Below are 16,718 nucleotides of genomic sequence, written 5' to 3'. Positions count from 1 at the left end.
ACTACTGGTTGATATTCAGAAGAGTCTGATTAAGAAATGTGGAGAAGTCATTTTCCACGGCTCGCCGCGCCCCATTGTGGGCCCGTCGCTTCAGTGCGGCCTCCGACATCGCCCCGGCGCGCTGCTCGGTCGTAAAGGTTTCAAGGGTTTGCTGAATCGTACGGTCGGTCAACTCAATGGCAAGGGTCCACCGTAAAAACTCCTGGTCCCGGCTTTCCAGGGCCGGACGCTCGTTGTACTTCACTCGCGCCTCCAGGATTGCTTCCTCCGGCGACGCAACCACCCGAAAGCCCGCCGTTTCCAGGGTGGCCCCCACCTGGTCCACGATAGACGACGGAATATCGTCGGATGCCGCCTGGACGACCACCGGACATGCCGCCTGAGCCTCTCGCACGGATTTTTCCAACGCCGTGACGGGGGACGCGCCCGTGCTCGGAGCCGCTCCGCCAGCCACAATGTTGCGCTGCGTAACCAGCCGATCATTGACCTTGGCGAACACAAGGGCCTTCTGCAAAAAGGCAAGCCGAGTAATCGGATTCTCCGTCTGCTGGGCCGTGGCCCGGTAGTCCTTGATCTTGCGCCGGTTGGTCTCAATTTCTTCGGTGTAGATACTGACCGTCTCCTGGCGTTCCATTCCAACCATTGCGTAATAGGTATCTCCCACTTGCTGTTGCTCCAGCACTTCTGAGTTCAACAGCTTCTGGTTGGACCGGATGTCAGAACGCGTAATCATGCGCGTGTCCTGTTGGCTCTGGGTCACGTTGCCTCCCCGTTGTACCTCCTCGTACTCCTCGCGGAGCGCCTGGCTTGCCTGAATGTCGGCCTCAAAAATGCGGGCCAGGTTGCCAAACGCCTTGTCCTGAGCGGCCTGTGCCGTCGAGGCGGAGGAGACCGCGGTGAGATACCGACTTTCACTGTAGGCCTCATCCGGACTCAGAAACCAGTTCGGTGGCGACGACGCGGTTTGCTGGGCCGTGGCCCCTCCGGAGCAACCCGTTAATCCAAAGGCGAGCCCGCTCAGAACGAACACAGAGAGAACGACGCGATCGAGGCGATGCATAACAACGTAGAGAGCTCCTATTTCAGATAGATCGACTCCGCAAGGGCAAGATCGTTTCCCTCGCGGACGGTCACGGTGCGGGTTCGTCGCTTCAGGACGTGGCCCCGATCGGAGAGATACTCAAAGGTGACTGTCTGCTCTCCTTTCGGCAGTTGAGCCACGAGGGCATGTGCGTGCCCCGGCATCGTTTGCCACCCCCGGGTGTCGGCCTGTGCCGCCTGACTGCTCATCAGATTCCCGGCGTGCTTTGCGAGAAATCCAGCGGTATCGCCCAACTCATCTTTGGCCAACTTTTGCGCTCCTTCCGTCGCCCCCATCTTCAAAAATGCGCGGACCACCGCTCGGGTGTACACGATGGGCTTTCGTTGATCGAACATCTCGTGGGCCACCCTTTGCATATTTTCCACCATTGGCACGTCCACCGTGTCGCCGGCCGCAAGCACTCGTACCTGTTCTACTCTGGATTCCGGCGACTTCAGGATCGGGACGGCAAAATGCAACTGGACGATTTCGTCATTCACGGGAACCGGGATGTGAAAGGCCCGCTCCTCTTTGATCGGGGCCTGTCCCGTAAAGGCGAGAAGAAGCGTATTGTAGTGCCGCCCCTGCGTAAGTTGGCTGGGCCTCGGGATGGACACGGCAGCGGACTTGGCCTCCGGAGCCGTCGTGGGCCCGGCCGGCTCCTCCGACATCGTGTACTGCATTTCGAAAAGAGAGGAAAGCACATCCGAAGCTGTCCACTCCTCTTGTGCCCAGGTGGATGGGATCGCATCATTGTCCGATTCCCTTTCGGAGCTGCTCGCCTGCGCGAGGGACGAGAGAAAACGTAACTGCCCCTGGTCTTCGAGGGCCGTCCGGAGCTTTTGAAGCTCAATGTGAGCATCGTCCGGCGCTCCCGTCTTCCCGTACAGGACGGTGGTAAGAAACCGCCCCAGGGCGCTATTCTGTCGAATCTCCGGCGCCATCCCATCTTTCGAGAGAAGTTGAACCCCTTCCAGCTTTTCGTCGGCTTCTTTCACGGCCGTTAGGGCCGTATCGCGCTTCATTAGGGACTGGGCAATCCCTCGATAGCGGTCATTTAAGAGCTCCAGCTTGTGATTAATCCGCCGCATCTCCACCAAGGCGCCCTGCATATCCCCCATGTGTAAATAGTTCAGGCAATTGAAGGTGGTAAGGTAAATGCTCTCATACGGCTCCCCCTCATAAGGAAGCTGGAGATCATTGATCAGAAACGACTTTAGATTTTTGGAGATGTCCTTCGTGTAGTGACGTTCAATGGCCCGATCGGCCTGTTGAAAATGGCCTGCACTTTCCTCCCAGTTTCCCCGAAAATGATGTAGCATGCCGCTCTCCATCTCATAGAGCACCTCATCCTCATCAGACCTTCGGTACTCCTTCAGGAGATTTGTCATCGCCTGAACGTCAACCGTACGATAGTTCTCTACGCTCCGCAGACGCGTCTGCGTCTGTGTGACCGTCTCCGACGCCGTACACGCGGCAACGAATACGAAAACGACGAGCGTAAGCCCTGTACAGCCCAACCGAAACCACGACATCGCAGGAAGAGGCTTGTTTGAGATTGTCGTGCGATGCGAAGCAATCGCTGTGGAGTTGTCCCCAGCCTCTCCTCCCCAAGTCACAAAACGATTGACGACTGCAGGTAGAGACGCTCTGAGGAAAGAGGCAAGAATCGTGTCACACCCCTGTCCCCAGAGATTCGGGCCCGCGATTCTCCGACGACGAAAATGGATGAACTCCATACTCAGTAAAAGGGACTCTATAAGGTCTCCCCTTTCAAAAGGAATGTCAACAATCCCCCCTAAAATCAACATGCTGCCCCGCTATCGCGAAACGTCTACTCCTCTCCCGAGCGTGCCGAAAGGCCTGGGCGCCCCTCGTCCGCCCGAACTTCCCCCGGAATCGTATTTACAATGGAGTGTCGTGACTGTCGACGGGTGAACCGGTTTTCCCGAACGTGTCTTTCCTCCCTGTGCTTCCCCAACGGGTTCCCATTCCTCCCTCGTTCTACGCCGAGGACACAGAGGCGCCATTCGAGACGTGCCTCGCCTGCGACCGTCCGCTCCACCAGGACGGGACGGAGTACGTCATCGAAAAGGGATATCGGTCATTTGAGGCGTACGACGTGGAAGAAACGGTCTTTGGGTATGCTCTCTGCCTTCGCTGCCACGCCTCGCTGAGCCAGTCGTTTTCGGCACAGTCGAGGCAGCGCTGCACGGCCTACCTCAACGAGCACGTCGACCTTCCCAGGCGCACTGCTTCGCTGCTCGACCAGGACTCCCTCGACCCCACACGCTGGACGCAACACTGCATCGTCCACGACACCCCGAAGGCAGAGTTGTGCGAATATCAGATTCTTGCCCATTGCCGGGGCACCGAGATGCTGCTCACGCACCTTCCTCTCATGATTGGGGGGCCGGCAGTCGATGAGCTCGTGCAGCGCCTTTCGAATGAGACGTTAGACGAGCTTGGGGGCTTCCGGGACGAGCACTTTGGACTCCCTCCCGAGCTCAAGGGCACCCTGCAGGGACCGGTGCTTGCATAGCCCCCGCCCCGACCGCGACTGCGTTGGGCGCCCCCCGATCCGGTGACGGCTCGGGATCCGATTCGTGTTTTTCCCTCGATCGTCCCCCCCTCTGTTCATGACGTACCGCCCCACGGTTTTCTTCCCCACGATTGCCGCGCTTGCGTGTGCCCTCTTGCTGGCCGGGTGCACCTCCAGCCAGCCCACAACGTCCTCCTCCCCCCAAACGGAATCGCCTTCCCAATCCGAGTCGCCCCAGTCCGAAACGAACACATCGGCCTCTCAATCGGCAGCATCCGACACGTCCGCCCGGGAGACGGCCCTTCCTTCGAAAGCCCCGCAAGACTGGTTTCACCTCGATGGCGCATCGGCGCGCATTCCAGGCCTCGCCACCCGCACGGCCTACGAGACGGTGCTGAAGAACCGCTCCCCGCAAGACACTGTCGTGGTTGCCATCATCGACTCCGGCGTCGACGTGGAGCACGAGGACCTGAGTGTGACCACCTGGACGAACGACGACGAGGTGCCCGGCAACAACGAAGACGATGACGGCAATGGGTACGTCGACGACGTGAACGGATGGAATTTCATCGGCGGCCCCAACGGCAAAAATGTCAACCAAGACACCTACGAGTTGACGCGGCTCTACGTCAAGTTTCGGGAGCGTTTTGCCGATGTAGACTCGGCAGAGGTGCCCTCCGGCCAGCGCGATGCATATCAGCGCTTCCAGACCCTCAAAGCAAAGTTCCAGAAGAAACGACAGCAGGCAAAACAGGAACTCGCCAACGTCCGCAAGGCCCGGGATGCCGTACAGTTCTCAGAAAAGATCCTCACCGAGTACCTCGGGACCGACTCGCTCTCGCAGGCCGCCGTCGACACCATCTCAACCTCCGAGCAGAAGGTGTCTCGCGCCCGGGAGATCCTCCAGTACTTTTACAACCAGAATCTCGGGCCGGAAGACATCTATGAGTACTACGATGCCCTGAAGCGGCGGGTGGAATACAACTACAACCCCGACTTCAATCCGCGCTCCATCGTGGGTGACGATTACGCCGACAAGACGGAGCGGTACTACGGCAACAACGACGTGACCGGCCCCGATGCCAACCATGGCACGCACGTGGGCGGCATCGTGGCTGCTGCCAGAAACAACGACGTCGGCATCAACGGCATCGCCACCGCTGTGCGTATCATGTCCGTCCGCACCGTGCCAAATGGCGATGAGCGCGATAAGGATGTCGCCAACGCCATTCGCTACGCCGCCAACAACGGCGCGGACGTCATCAACATGAGCTTTGGAAAAGGATATTCCCCCTCCAAAGAGGTTGTGGATGCTGCCGTGCAGTTCGCTGACTCGATGGACGTGCTTATGGTACACGCAGCGGGCAATGACGGGGCCGACGTGGACACGACCGAAAACTACCCGACGCGAAACTACCTGGGGGGCGGACAGGCGCAACACTGGATCGAGGTTGGCGCCTCTTCGTGGAAGGGCGAGTCGGACCTGGCTGCCCCTTTCAGCAACTATGGAGACGAGACGGTGGATGTGTTCGCGCCGGGTCGCGCCATCTACTCGACCGTGCCAGAAAACAAGTACGAGCGCAATTCGGGCACGAGTATGGCCGCCCCGATGGTGTCGGGGGTAGCGGCACTTATCATGGCCTACTTTCCGGAGCTCACGACGGCCCAGGTGCGGTCTATTATCCTGGAAACCGCTACGTCCTACAAGGACGTGCAGGTAAGAAGACCCGGAGGATCGGATAAAATTCCCTTCGGGCAGTTGTCCCGTACGGGGGCCGTTGTCAATGCTCACGCCGCGCTCCAGCGGGCCGCCGAGGTGAGCCCGCAGTGACGAGTCCATTCGTGCACGCAGCGTGGGGCGGAGCCGTGAACACGGGTGCGACTATTCCTGCTCAACTGCCGTCCGGTGCCCTGCTACGGGATGCGCCGCACTTTATGTGAACGGCACGTGTGCCGGACGAGGTGGATTGCGTTCTGCCTTGCCCGGACATTTCCGAGCCGATGGGCACGACGGATTCCTGGAAAGGCGAACGCAATCGCAGGCTTCGAGCTCTGCCCCCAAGCTCCTCAATTTCAACTCCGAGAAAAGTCGCGATACTTTCGCACGAATCGGGAAAACGCCGCCGGGCCTGAATCGTACCAGCCGCGCTTTTACGTCCTCGCCGAACGTCCGAACGTCTATGTCGTCTTCGACCGATTCGATCTCGTCCTCCCGCTACCTCGCCCTCGAACACCTGGAGCGGGTCGACCACGATGAGGCCTTCGTGGAGCGCCTACAGGCCGATGATGCTGATGCCCGCACCCGCCGACAAGCGCGCGAGCTGGTGGCCGGCGTCACTCGACAGCGCCGGTGGCTCGACTTCGTGCTTGCAGAAGCGTACCACGACGATTACGACTCGATGGAGTCTCGCCTCCGCCACATCCTGCGGCTTGGGCTTTACGAACTCCTCTTTCAGTCGACGCCCACCCGAGCGGTGGTTCACCAGTACGTGGAGCTTGCAAAGCAGACCCTCCGACCGGGGGCGGGCAACCTCGTCAATGCCCTTCTCCGCACCATCGACCGGGACCGGCAGCACATTCCCAACCCGGACACCGGAGACGACGCAGAGGACCTGGCCATTCGCTACTCCCACCCCACCTGGATGGTCCGACGGTGGCTGGACCGGTTCGGGCTGGACGAAACGCCCGACCTTCTGGAGTGGAATAATCGTCGGCCCATGTACAGCGTCCGGATCAACCCGCTTCGCACGAATCGGGACGCGGTGGAGGACTGGCTCGACGAGCACGACGTCATCTTTACCGGCTCGCCCTACCTCGACACCCATCTTCGATTAAAACGGCTTCAGCCTCTCGTGCAGGGCGACCTTCTCGACGACGGGCACGTGGCAGTTCAGGATGAGAGTGCGGGCCTCGTAGTGCAGCTTCTCGACCCGCAGCCGGGCGACACGATTGTCGACGGCTGTGCCGCCCCTGGGGGGAAAACGATGGCGATGGCTGCTCGCCTCGACGGTGAGGGCACCATTCTCGCGATCGACTCCAATGAGAGTCGTCTAGAGAAGGTCACGGAAGGCGCGATTGCACAAGGCACCGAGGATGTGGTCGAAACGGAGGCCGCCGACCTTACGGCGATGGCCGACCTTCCGGAGCCCCCGCAGGCCGACCGTGTGTTGCTTGATGTACCGTGCTCGGGGCTGGGGGTGCTCGCCAAACGGGCCGACCTCCGCTGGCAGCGATCGCCCGAGGATCTCGACGAGCTCGCGGCGCTACAAGACGACCTCCTCGACGCGGCTGCAACCATGGTGCGGCCCGGCGGCCTTCTGGTCTACAGCACGTGCACCATCGAGCCGGAAGAAAACGAACAGCGGATTGATGCCTTTCTCGCCCGCCACCCCGACTTCACAATAGAGTCGGCCGAGGGGTTTGTGCCCGACGATGTGGTGTCGGACAAAGGCTTTCTTGCCACCCTTCCCCATCGACACCGCACCGACGGGGCCTTCGCCGTCCGCCTCCGACACGTAACATCCTGAGCCCTCGCTCGTCCTACTGCTGTCGGCTCTTCTCCACGATTCTGCCCAGCATGTCTCCTTCCCGGATGGCCCGACGGGGCGTCGTCGTTCTTCTTCTGACCCTGATCGGCATCGCCCCAGCCCACGGTCAACGCATTGCCAAATACGGGGCCGACTTCCTCGCCGGCGGCGTGGATGCGCGGGCCCTCGGCATGGGCGGAGCCTACGTGAGCCTCGCCGATGAGGTGAGCGCGGGATACTGGAATCCGGCCGGCCTGAGCCACCTCAGCTACCCCGAAATCAGCTACATGCACGTCGAGCGGTTCGCCGGGGCCGTCTCGTTCGACTACGGCGGCGTGGCGCTCCCGGTCACCGAACGCTCGACCGTGGGCATCTCGGCCTTCCGGAGCGGCGTCAATGACATCGTCAATACGCTGGAAGCCTGGAATCCGGACCGCGGAACGCCAGTGGGAAGCTACGAGAGCCGCATCACGCGCTTCTCGGCAGCCGACTGGGCCCTCTTCGTCAACTACAGCCGCCGCCTGAACGACCGTCTCACCCTTGGGATCAACTTCAAGGGCATTCATCGCTCCATCGGCGACTTTGCCGAGGCCTGGGGCTACAGCATGGACGTGGCGGCGCAATACCGCACCGGTCCCTACCGCTTTGGCGCTGTCATTCGCGACGTGTCGACCATGCTGCAGAGCTGGAGCGTAAACCCCAGTGCGTTCGACGTCAACTGCACGAATCCAGTGGACAACGAACCGTTCGAGGCCTGCATCAACCCCGAAACCGACTCGGTGTATACCGGCAACGCGGCACGATACCAGGCCGTGTTCTCCCAGGAGATTCCGTCCGGCGGCACTGCCCTCGTGCTCCCGGTGGCGCGGCTTGGATCCGGGGCGGTGTGGCCAATCGGCGACGGACACCGGCTCACCCTGGGACTCGACGTGGACGTGGCGGTGGACGGACAGGGCGCCTTTGTGCCCAACGTTGGCGACGTGTCCTTCCACCCGCGCCTCGGCGCCGCGTTCAGCTACAAGGGCGTGGTGGAGCTCCGAAGTGGCCTTCAGCGCATCCAGTACGGCAAAAATATTGGGCTCGACTTGACGCCCTCCGTTGGCGCCGGGCTCGACCTGCAGCAGGTCTCTATCGACTTCAGCTTCGGCGACTTTGCCGGGCTCACGGCGCAGGACCTCGGCTATTCCTACCGCATCTCGGCCCAGCTCCGTCTCGAACAGCCCGGACTTCAACGGGGCGAGGAAGGCGACGGCGAGCAGTAGCCCCTACTCCTCCGAATCCCGCGCCGTGTGCGGATCATAGTCGTAGCCGGATACCTCCTCCGGCGTGACCTCGACCCCAAGCCCCGTCGCGATTCGATTGACGAAGTTGAAGTACGCCGTGACGAGAACGATGTCGAGAACGGCCCGGTCCGACCATCCAGCATTGCGTAAAGTGTCCACGTCTCCCTCCGTCATCGCATTCGGCGAGCGGGTAAGCTTCGTTGCGGTCTCGCAGGCGGCCTGTAGCTGTTCATTCAAATCTGACATCAGGCGGTAGTCCGTTGCCAAGCGTTCGGCACGGTCTTGAGACCAATAGGCCGCGAGCGCCTGCTGGTGGTGATCGATGCAGTACGTGCAGTCGTTCTCGGCAGAAACAACGACTGCAATGGCTTCTCGCTCCGCCCGGGAAAGAGGAGAAGACCCGTCAAACAGCAGCGTATCGTAGAGCTCCAGATGGGACGCCATTGCTGCCGGGTTCAGGCTGTGGGCCTTCATAATATTGGACACCTTCCCCCGCGCGCTTATAATCTCCTCATAGCGTTCGCGGAGCTGCTCGTCGGCAGTATCGAGGTCGATCGTATCGATCCAGGCCATGGGAATAGGTGCAGGTTGAAGTTACAAACAGACAAGCAACTGTCGTGCACTGGCCCCAAACGTTACGCATCCGAAGAGGGGTCCCCCTCCAGTGCCCCGTTTCGATCCGATGGCACCTGCAGTTGCCTCAACCGGTCGGCGAGGTGCTTCTGAACAATGAGCGAGCCGATATTGAGCGCCGAGGTGGCCGCCGGCGACGCGGCGTTGATGACGTTTACCACGCGGTCCGTCTCCATGATGAGGAAGTCGTCCTCTAAGCTACCATCCGGATGCAGCGCCTGGGCCCGTACGCCCGCCCGGCCGGCCACTACGTCGTCCATCTGCAACTCAGGGATCAAGTGGCGAGCCGCCCGCACGTACATTCCCTTACTGATGGACTGCAGGAGCTCACGAACCCCCTTTCGCCAATGCTTCGCGGCCAGCCGCTGAAAGCCGGGATACGTCAGAATCTCGCGGAGCTCGTCCCAATGCACATCCCCCAACCGGTACCCTTCGCGCGCAAACGCGAGAACGGCGCTCGGCCCGCACTCCACCCGCCCATCCACCATCCGCGTAAAGTGGACGCCCAGGAACGGAAAATTGGGATCGGGCACCGGATAGATGAGATTGCGACAGAGAGAGCGGCGCTCCGGGACCAGTTCGTAGTACTCGCCCCGAAACGGCACAATCTGAACGTCAAGCCCCTCCTGCCCGCTCATTTCGGCGACGCGATCGGCGTATAGGCCAGCACAGTTCACAACGTGCCGGGCCCGCGTCGTCCCTGCCGTGCTCTCGATGGCAACCCCCTTCGGTTCCGGGTGCAAATCGCGGACGGCCGCACCGGTCCGCAGCGTGTGGCCGTGCTCACGAATCCGATCGGCCAGGGCCTGTGCGACCCCGTGATAATCCACGATGCCTGCTCCGGGCACGTGCAGTGCCTCTACGCCTCGGACGTGCGGCTCCAACTCGTGCAACCGCTCCGCCCCAATCCGTGTGCATTCCACGCGGTTGGCAACTCCTTTCTTCTGAATACGGTCAAGCTCGGGGAGTTCGTGGGCTTCTGCCGCCACGACTACCTTCCCGCACATCTCGTAGTCCACCCCCTCCTGCTCACAAAATTTGACAAGGGCCCGCTTGCCCTCCCGGCAGTTTTCGGCCTTCAGCGAGCCGGGCTCATAGAAGACGCCCGAATGAATAACACCGGAGTTATGGCTGGTCTGGTGGGCCGCCAGCTGGCCCTCCTTCTCCAATACCGTGAGTGAGAGATCCGGATACTGCTCGGTCAGACGGTAGGCCGTGGCGAGGCCGACGATGCCCCCACCGATGATTGCGACGTCGTACGTGGACATGCGTCAAGCGATGATTGGACTGATCCGTGAGGCCTGAGACGGAGCATCAACAAAGCGTTCCCTACGATGGTCCGTTCCCCGAAGCAACATGGACGCGGTGGGAGAGTTTAGCTGGACGATGTGCCCTCATCAACGCCCCCAACTATGGCTCGCTCGCTTCGTCTGCTCTTCGGCGCTGTGTTCACCACGGTGGCCCTTCTGGGCTGCGCCGACACGGAGTCTGCATCTCCTTCCTCGCACGCCCCGCGGGCAGTCCCCGACTCGGCCCCGGACGCCCCGATATTCGACATCCGGTCGGTCACCCTCGATGCCCGAAACCGCCCCGACCCGGACCTGCTGGTTCGCCTGAGTGAGATCGGCGTCACGCACCTCACGCTTGTGTCGTTCGGCTGGCAGGAGCGCACCGACGACCCGAACGTGCGGGTCGACACGTCTGAGGGCTGGTACAGCGAGTCTCACCGCGGCATCCGGGCCTTATCCCGGCAGGCCGACACGCTGGGCATGAACGTCATCCTGAAACCGCACCTATGGATTGGGGGGTACGACGAAGGCCAGAACCGGAGCGAGATCACCTTCGAAACAGAGGCTCAGTGGAACCGCTGGGAGAAGAGCTACCGTCACTTCCTGATGCACTATGCCCGACTGGCGCAGGAGATCGACGCCGATGTGCTGGTGCTGGGCACGGAGCTCACGAGCACAGCCACCACCCGCCCGGCCTACTGGCGCGCCCTGGCCGACACGGTCCGTGCCGTCTACGACGGAAAGCTGACCTACGCGGCCAACTGGCACAAGGAGTACCAGCAAATCGAATTCTGGGACGCCCTCGACTACGTGGGGATTCAGGCGTATTTCCCACTCTCCAAGGTCGCCAACCCCTCCCTCGACACCCTCCAGGCGCGCTGGCACTCGCACCGACAGACGCTCTCCCAACTCCACCGCGAGACGGGGAAACCGGTGTTGTTTACGGAGATCGGCTACCGGAGCGCCCCCAACGCCGCTGAAGCGCCATGGAAATGGCCCGAACGCGATGATGACGTGCCGCCGGACTCGTCACTCCAGGCCCGATGCTTTCGTGCCTTCTTTTCTACCATGCGAGGCGTTCCGTGGTTTAAAGGGGCAATCATCTGGAAGTGGCACCCAGAGGGAAATCATCGCCCGACGGCCTTTACCCCGCAGGGCAAGCCCGCGGAGGCCCTGCTGCGACGCTGGTTCTCCGGCACTGCGTCTCCACCCTCCGGCTAATACGGATGGTGCTATTGACTCGGCGTAGAATTCACTTCTAAGCTCGACTTTGGCCATTTGACTTCGACCAATCGTCGTTTCTAGAAGATGGAGGCCGGTAGGCGTAGTATTTATTTGATGTCGGGGGCAAACCGCGACATGGAAATAATCAAAAAGTGCCTCAATCCGCTGGAATAGGCAGTTTTTCGGTCATTCGAAAGCGCCAAAGTCGAGCTAAGAGTCCCTATCAAAACAACGAGCAGGTCCTTCTGAGCCTGTCGAAGAAGCTTCTTGGTGCGGGCAGCCACGTTTAGGGAGCTCCTTCCACGATGGTAAGGAGGACGTGCCCGGTTTTGATAGGGACTCTAAGTGCGGAAATGTCTTGCCGTCGTCGCCCCTGAACATCTCAGATGTTCTAGAGCGACGAAGGTGCAATTGAAGCTACTTTTTAAAAGCACTCGTGGCTAATAGAGCCCATTACAATAACGGAAACAGACTACGGCCCACCGGCGAACAGCCCTCCAAGCACTGCTCCCAGCGCTCGACTCCCAATCCGATCACATTGATCGCACCGATCGTCATCTAAGATCGGATACCCAGGCGGGGGATCCGTCACAGGGGAAGACGCATCGGTCCGCGCGTCGCAATACGAGTGCACGACCAGTCCGACCGTGCCCCAAAAGAGATGTCCGCCTCGACTGAGTTCAACGTGGGATTTTGGGCGCGCATGGAGGGGGACTCCGATCGACGTTTTCCTATCTCCAGAGGCGACGAACCGTTCGAGCGATCCGTAAGGATTGAGGGAAGGGCCGGACTGGGTCCCGTTTGACTCCGAGCGAATTGACGACATGGAACGAGAGGATTCGGTCTCCTCCCGAAGGCCCAAACGAGGCGACGTCGAAGACGAATCGACTTGTGCTACAGCCGCACGTCCGACCCCGAACAGCAGAATACTGACGACCGCGCTCCACAGAACGCTCTTTGGAACGAATCGTAGACGCATGATGCTACGGCAGTTTTTTCGGAGGTGCTTTCGTCCATAGAGTCGCCAGGGCGGCCCTCAAAGTAACGCCCCCTTCTGCCTGGCGCTCATTCTCTCCCGCACAGTCTCCCGCCCCAATGATTTCTGCGTTGTTCGATCCCGATGCCTGGACGCCGGTTGACGGGTTTGATTTTGAGGACGTCACGTACCACCGTGCTCAGGATCACGGGACGGTGCGCATTGCCTTCGACCGTCCGGAGGTACTGAACGCCTTCCGTCCCCCCACGGTCGACGAACTGTATCAGGCCCTCGATCATGCGCGTCAGAGCCCAGACGTGGGTTGCGTGCTCTTGACCGGAAATGGACCGTCGGAGAAACATGGAAAGTGGTCGTTTTCCTCAGGGGGAGACCAAAGCATTCGCGGAAAAGACGGCTATCAATATGAGGACGAAAAGGGCGAGCCCGATGAGTCGCGGCCGGGCCGTCTCCACATCCTAGAGGTGCAGCGCCTCATCCGATTCATGCCGAAGGTCGTCATTGCCGTGGTGCCGGGCTGGGCGGTCGGCGGCGGACACAGTCTGCACGTGATTTGCGACTTGACGCTCGCCAGCCGTGAGCACGCAGCGTTCAAGCAGACCGACCCCGACGTGGCCAGCTTTGACGGCGGCTTCGGCTCCGCCCTCCTCGCCCGTCAGGTGGGACAAAAGAAGGCCCGCGAGATCTTCTTCCTCGGCAAGACCTATTCGGCGGTGGAGGCCGTGGATATGGGCATGGCCAATGAGGCTGTGCCGCACGACGAACTGGAGTCGACGGCACTCACTTGGGCCGAGACCATCAACGGCAAGAGCCCGACCGCCATCCGCATGCTCAAGTACGCCTTCAACGCGGTCGACGACGGGATGGTGGGTCAACAGGTGTTTGCCGGCGAGGCCACCCGGTTGGCGTACATGACCGACGAGGCGCAGGAGGGACGCGACGCCTTTCTGGAGGGACGCGATCCTGACTGGAGCGATGTGCCCTGGCACTATTGACGAATTCGGGGTTCGGATTGGGGCGTAAGAAATCTGGAAATTGGAGAGTGATGCGCAACCGGTAGCCGTCCTCCACGCTTCCTTGCCTCCGCGCTTCCACACCCACTTACTCCTCTCCCAGTGCTCTCATTCGCTCAACGCTCCTTCTCCCCCACTCCCGGTAATGTGAGATTGCCGTTGGGGCCTTTCGCCTCCCCGCGCCGATCCGTACGTTCCGAATTGTCGTTCCGCAGCATCTCCGTGTGAGAAGACCGGACGTTCCGATTATTCTGCGCAAGTTGTGTCTTGTGCAGTGCGACCCGGCATTCCGCCTGGATACGTCCGTCTCTCCACACGCCCACACCCACACACGCAACGCATGCCCGTATCTGCCGCCGACCTTCCCGGACTTGACCCTGCCCCCGACTTCTCGTTCCGGCACGGCCAACGGGCCTTTCTCATTAAGCTCGCGAAGGCCTACCAGGAGGGCCGGACCGATCATCTCGGCGTCTTTGTGCCCGGCTACGGCAAGACTCTGACGGCGCTCGCGTCGTTTGCCTTGGCCCGTGCCATGGGCGTTGCCGACCGACTCGTCGTCTTCGTTCCCCGCGGCAACCTGCGCGACCAGTACGCCGACCAGGAGGAGATGGCGCGGATGCTGCGCTGGATTGGGGCGCCCCCTATGCAGTTCTGCGTGGCGGACTCCAGCCGGGTCTTCCTGAAAAATCCGACCCCCATCGTCATCGCAACGTACCAGTACACCTGCGGCGAGTCTGGCAACCGGAGCCTGCAGCGCTACTGTCGGGACGGCAATCCCCTGTTCGTACTTGATGAGATCCACCACCTTCCCGAACAAAGCGCGTGGTCGGATGCCGTGGGACGGCTGCCCTACGACTCCCTGATCGGCCTCTCCGGCACCCCCCTCCGCAGCGATGGCAAGCCTCTCTTCGGCGTTCCGCACGAGGTCGAGACCACGCCCAGCGGACACGAGCAGCTGCAGTACAAGGCCCTCCACGAGGTGAGCCTCCGCGATGCTCACGCTGAAGGTGAGATCCTGAAGCGGATCGAGGCCCACGTGGTCGACTATACGATCACGATGGTGGAGGAGGATACCGGTGAGGAAGTCGAATTCACCTTGGCGGAGCTCCAGGACGAGGTCGGGCGCGACACCAGCCATCTCGACCAGTTTTTCGCCCGGAAGAGCCTCCGCTTCCACGACGTGTACCTCGACACTCTGCTGAGCCCGGCCATCGGCCGACTTCAGGAGAAGCGCGCCACGCTCTTTGGATCGGGGGACGTGCGCAACCACCAGATGCTCGTCACCTGCATGAGCAACCGGCATGCGGCCGATGTGCTCGACTTTGTCGAACGGCGCTACTCGTGGCTCTCGGCCACTCGCATTGGGCAGGACGTGCCCCGGGACGAGCGCGAAAAGCGCCTCGATGCCTACCGTCAGGGCGACGTCGACATCATGGTGCAAGTGGATATGATCGGGGAAGGGACCGACATTAAAACGATCAGCGTCATTGCGAAGCTAGACCTGGTGAGCGCCCGTTCCAAGACCCTGCAGCAGATCTTTCGGGGGATGCGGTACTACGACGGCTGGGACGAGGAGGCCAACGTCTGTGACGTGTTCACGTCCGGCGATCTCGGGCTCTCCCAAACCCTCGACTGGATGACGCGGGAGGTGAAGGAGGGCTTGCGGCAGCAGAAGCAGAACAATGAGACGCCGCCCAACAAATCGACCGAGGACAGCGAGCGCTCCGAGTGGGCGCTGACGGGCGTGGACGAGAGCGATATCGAAACGCATCGGCTTGAACTGGAGAACAACGGATCGAATTCGAATCTGCGGGTGCAGCGCCAGCCGTTTGAGCGTCCGGATCCAAATTCCCTCGACGTGTCGGCTCAGGAGGAGGAGTTGCGGCAGGAGTGTGCCAAGCTGGCCAATCGGCTTGCCCGCAGCCTTCAGGATCGAGGAATGGATATTCATGTTCGGGATGTTCACGCCAAGGCCAAAGAGCGATTCCGAAAGCCGCAGTCGGATATGAGTCTCAAGCTCTTGCGGCGAAAAAAACAGTGGCTGAAGCGGTGCTTGCAAATGAAGCGCCTCAAGTAATCTGCTACTCAGCACGAGCAGAGAACGAGGAAGGGAGAGCGGCTCTTCCGGTCTGCCTGTCTTGACGTTGAGAACCTGTTTGGCGGATGGTCTACGGCCTGCTATTTTCGTGGATCTCGTGCAGAACGGCTTCCGCGCTCCCCCAGCAGCTCCGCCACAGGAGGGCACTTGGGCACCGTTCTGTCACTTCGCCCAATGTCTCAGAATCGTATCCATCTCCCAAACAGATGCTGTGGTGAGTGCCCAGAAGCAAGATGCTTTTGCCCCCCCTTTCGGGCAACGGTGCGGAGCACTTCATCCTGGGCACGTGTCTCCGAATATGTCCCTTCCCAAACGAGACTGTTGTCCCTCTTGCGTCCTCCCGTCCTTCACGGCATTCACGTGGAGACCCGCTCCGTTTATGCTATTTTCATCCTAATGAGAAGGAGATCGCGCCTCTTCCCGTTCTCTTGCGCCAGCAGTCAACAGAATTGATCGAAGAGATTTTCGTTTGGGCTTTCCCGGAAGCCCTACCAAACAAGTTTCTTCTCCCAAATCCACCTCTCAGAAAAATTACACGCCTAAAAGCGCTTCCGCACCCTTATTATTTGACATAAAACAGAAGATCGCCTAAGGTAGTGATCGTGCTCGGCGGCCTGGCCGCCAGCGTTCACTCCACGTCCCTCCACGAAATCGATCTTCGCTTATGTCTACGTCTCTTCGGGCCGTTGTTCTCATGTTGATCGGACTGGGAATCGCCCCTTCCGTTTTCGGTGCCGACCCGTGTGCAAGCGTTCCACAAGCGGCGGAAAGCGTTCAAACGAATCTCAACTACGTGTGGACGATTCTCGCAGCGGCCCTGGTGTTTTTCATGCAGGCGGGCTTTGCCCTGCTGGAGGCCGGCTTCTCCCGCGCCAAAAACGCGGTCAACATTATCATGAAAAACGTGATGGACGCCTCCGCCGGGGCGCTGGTCTTCTACTGCGTTGGCTTCGGGATCATGTTCGGCACCTCCTGGCAGGGGCTCGTCGGCACCGACGGCTTCTTTCTTACCGGCACCGGCGAGCAGCCGACCA

The 16,718-nt window shown here is 60.8% G+C and carries 11 protein-coding genes and 1 pseudogene; 8 read left to right on the top strand and 4 right to left on the bottom strand.

What is annotated here, in order from left to right; all coding sequences use genetic code 11:
• Window position 1 precedes the first annotated feature (1 nt).
• Both BSZ35_RS16730 and BSZ35_RS16725 read right to left on the bottom strand, forming a co-directional pair.
• Window positions 2–1,060 carry an LPP20 family lipoprotein gene (locus BSZ35_RS16730; RefSeq protein WP_105013509.1) on the bottom strand — a complete coding sequence of 353 codons (1,059 nt, stop codon included), beginning with the start codon at window positions 1,058–1,060 and terminating at the stop codon, window positions 2–4.
• Window positions 1,061–1,077: 17 nt separating this feature from the next.
• A complete protein-coding gene (locus tag BSZ35_RS16725) occupies window positions 1,078–2,616 on the bottom strand; it encodes a hypothetical protein (RefSeq protein WP_105013508.1) in 1,539 nt (512 codons plus the stop codon).
• Window positions 2,617–3,035: 419 nt separating this feature from the next.
• On the opposite strand from BSZ35_RS16725, the gene BSZ35_RS16720 reads away from it, so the two are divergent.
• From BSZ35_RS16720 to BSZ35_RS16705, 4 genes are all read left to right on the top strand, one after another.
• Entirely contained in the window at window positions 3,036–3,623 is a 588-nt protein-coding gene (locus BSZ35_RS16720) for a hypothetical protein (protein ID WP_258096756.1), read from the top strand.
• 97 nt (window positions 3,624–3,720) lie between these two features.
• Window positions 3,721–5,454, top strand: a complete 1,734-nt coding sequence (locus BSZ35_RS16715) for a S8 family peptidase (protein WP_105013506.1) — start codon at window positions 3,721–3,723, stop codon at window positions 5,452–5,454.
• Window positions 5,455–5,803: 349 nt separating this feature from the next.
• Window positions 5,804–7,150, top strand: coding sequence for a 16S rRNA (cytosine(967)-C(5))-methyltransferase RsmB (gene rsmB / locus BSZ35_RS16710; RefSeq protein WP_105013505.1), 1,347 nt, complete (start codon window positions 5,804–5,806; stop codon window positions 7,148–7,150).
• Window positions 7,151–7,200: 50 nt separating this feature from the next.
• Window positions 7,201–8,412, top strand: coding sequence for a PorV/PorQ family protein (locus BSZ35_RS16705; protein ID WP_146110140.1), 1,212 nt, complete (start codon window positions 7,201–7,203; stop codon window positions 8,410–8,412).
• Between the two features lie 3 nt (window positions 8,413–8,415).
• Here BSZ35_RS16705 and BSZ35_RS16700 read toward each other — a convergent pair whose 3' ends face one another.
• Together BSZ35_RS16700 and lhgO are read right to left on the bottom strand one after the other, a co-directional pair.
• The gene (locus BSZ35_RS16700) at window positions 8,416–9,006 is read right to left on the bottom strand and encodes a peroxidase-related enzyme (RefSeq protein WP_105013504.1); all 591 of its coding nucleotides are present in this window, start codon (window positions 9,004–9,006) and stop codon (window positions 8,416–8,418) included.
• Window positions 9,007–9,068: 62 nt separating this feature from the next.
• Window positions 9,069–10,334, bottom strand: a complete 1,266-nt coding sequence (lhgO, locus tag BSZ35_RS16695) for an L-2-hydroxyglutarate oxidase (protein ID WP_105013503.1) — start codon at window positions 10,332–10,334, stop codon at window positions 9,069–9,071.
• A 144-nt stretch (window positions 10,335–10,478) separates the two neighbouring features.
• Here lhgO and BSZ35_RS16690 point away from each other — a divergent pair, with 144 nt between their 5' ends.
• The 4 genes and pseudogenes from BSZ35_RS16690 to BSZ35_RS16675 all read left to right on the top strand — a co-directional run.
• Entirely contained in the window at window positions 10,479–11,576 is a 1,098-nt protein-coding gene (locus tag BSZ35_RS16690) for a hypothetical protein (protein WP_105013502.1), read from the top strand.
• Window positions 11,577–12,674: 1,098 nt separating this feature from the next.
• Entirely contained in the window at window positions 12,675–13,568 is an 894-nt protein-coding gene (locus BSZ35_RS16685; protein ID WP_105013501.1) for a 1,4-dihydroxy-2-naphthoyl-CoA synthase, read from the top strand.
• Window positions 13,569–13,926: 358 nt separating this feature from the next.
• Window positions 13,927–15,663 carry a DEAD/DEAH box helicase family protein gene (locus BSZ35_RS16680; RefSeq protein WP_105013500.1) on the top strand — a complete coding sequence of 579 codons (1,737 nt, stop codon included), beginning with the start codon at window positions 13,927–13,929 and terminating at the stop codon, window positions 15,661–15,663.
• Between the two features lie 685 nt (window positions 15,664–16,348).
• Window positions 16,349–16,718: pseudogene (locus BSZ35_RS16675) on the top strand (ammonium transporter); the annotation flags it as partial.

Origin of the sequence: Salinibacter sp. 10B (assembly GCF_002954405.1) — a bacterium.
Lineage (GTDB): Bacteria > Bacteroidota > Rhodothermia > Rhodothermales > Salinibacteraceae > Salinibacter.
This window is presented reverse-complemented; position numbering and strand designations above follow the sequence as displayed.

What these genes read in the sequence shown, in the direction of transcription:
- BSZ35_RS16730 (WP_105013509.1), bottom strand. Translation starts at nt 1,060, where the DNA reads ATGCATCGCCTCGATCGCGTCGTTCTCTCTGTGTTCGTTCTGAGCGGG.
- BSZ35_RS16685 (WP_105013501.1), top strand. Translation starts at nt 12,675, where the DNA reads ATGATTTCTGCGTTGTTCGATCCCGATGCCTGGACGCCGGTTGACGGG.
- BSZ35_RS16705 (WP_146110140.1), top strand. Translation starts at nt 7,201, where the DNA reads ATGTCTCCTTCCCGGATGGCCCGACGGGGCGTCGTCGTTCTTCTTCTG.
- BSZ35_RS16725 (WP_105013508.1), bottom strand. Translation starts at nt 2,616, where the DNA reads ATGTCGTGGTTTCGGTTGGGCTGTACAGGGCTTACGCTCGTCGTTTTC.
- BSZ35_RS16700 (WP_105013504.1), bottom strand. Translation starts at nt 9,006, where the DNA reads ATGGCCTGGATCGATACGATCGACCTCGATACTGCCGACGAGCAGCTC.
- lhgO (WP_105013503.1), bottom strand. Translation starts at nt 10,334, where the DNA reads ATGTCCACGTACGACGTCGCAATCATCGGTGGGGGCATCGTCGGCCTC.
- BSZ35_RS16680 (WP_105013500.1), top strand. Translation starts at nt 13,927, where the DNA reads ATGCCCGTATCTGCCGCCGACCTTCCCGGACTTGACCCTGCCCCCGAC.
- BSZ35_RS16715 (WP_105013506.1), top strand. Translation starts at nt 3,721, where the DNA reads ATGACGTACCGCCCCACGGTTTTCTTCCCCACGATTGCCGCGCTTGCG.
- BSZ35_RS16690 (WP_105013502.1), top strand. Translation starts at nt 10,479, where the DNA reads ATGGCTCGCTCGCTTCGTCTGCTCTTCGGCGCTGTGTTCACCACGGTG.
- rsmB (WP_105013505.1), top strand. Translation starts at nt 5,804, where the DNA reads ATGTCGTCTTCGACCGATTCGATCTCGTCCTCCCGCTACCTCGCCCTC.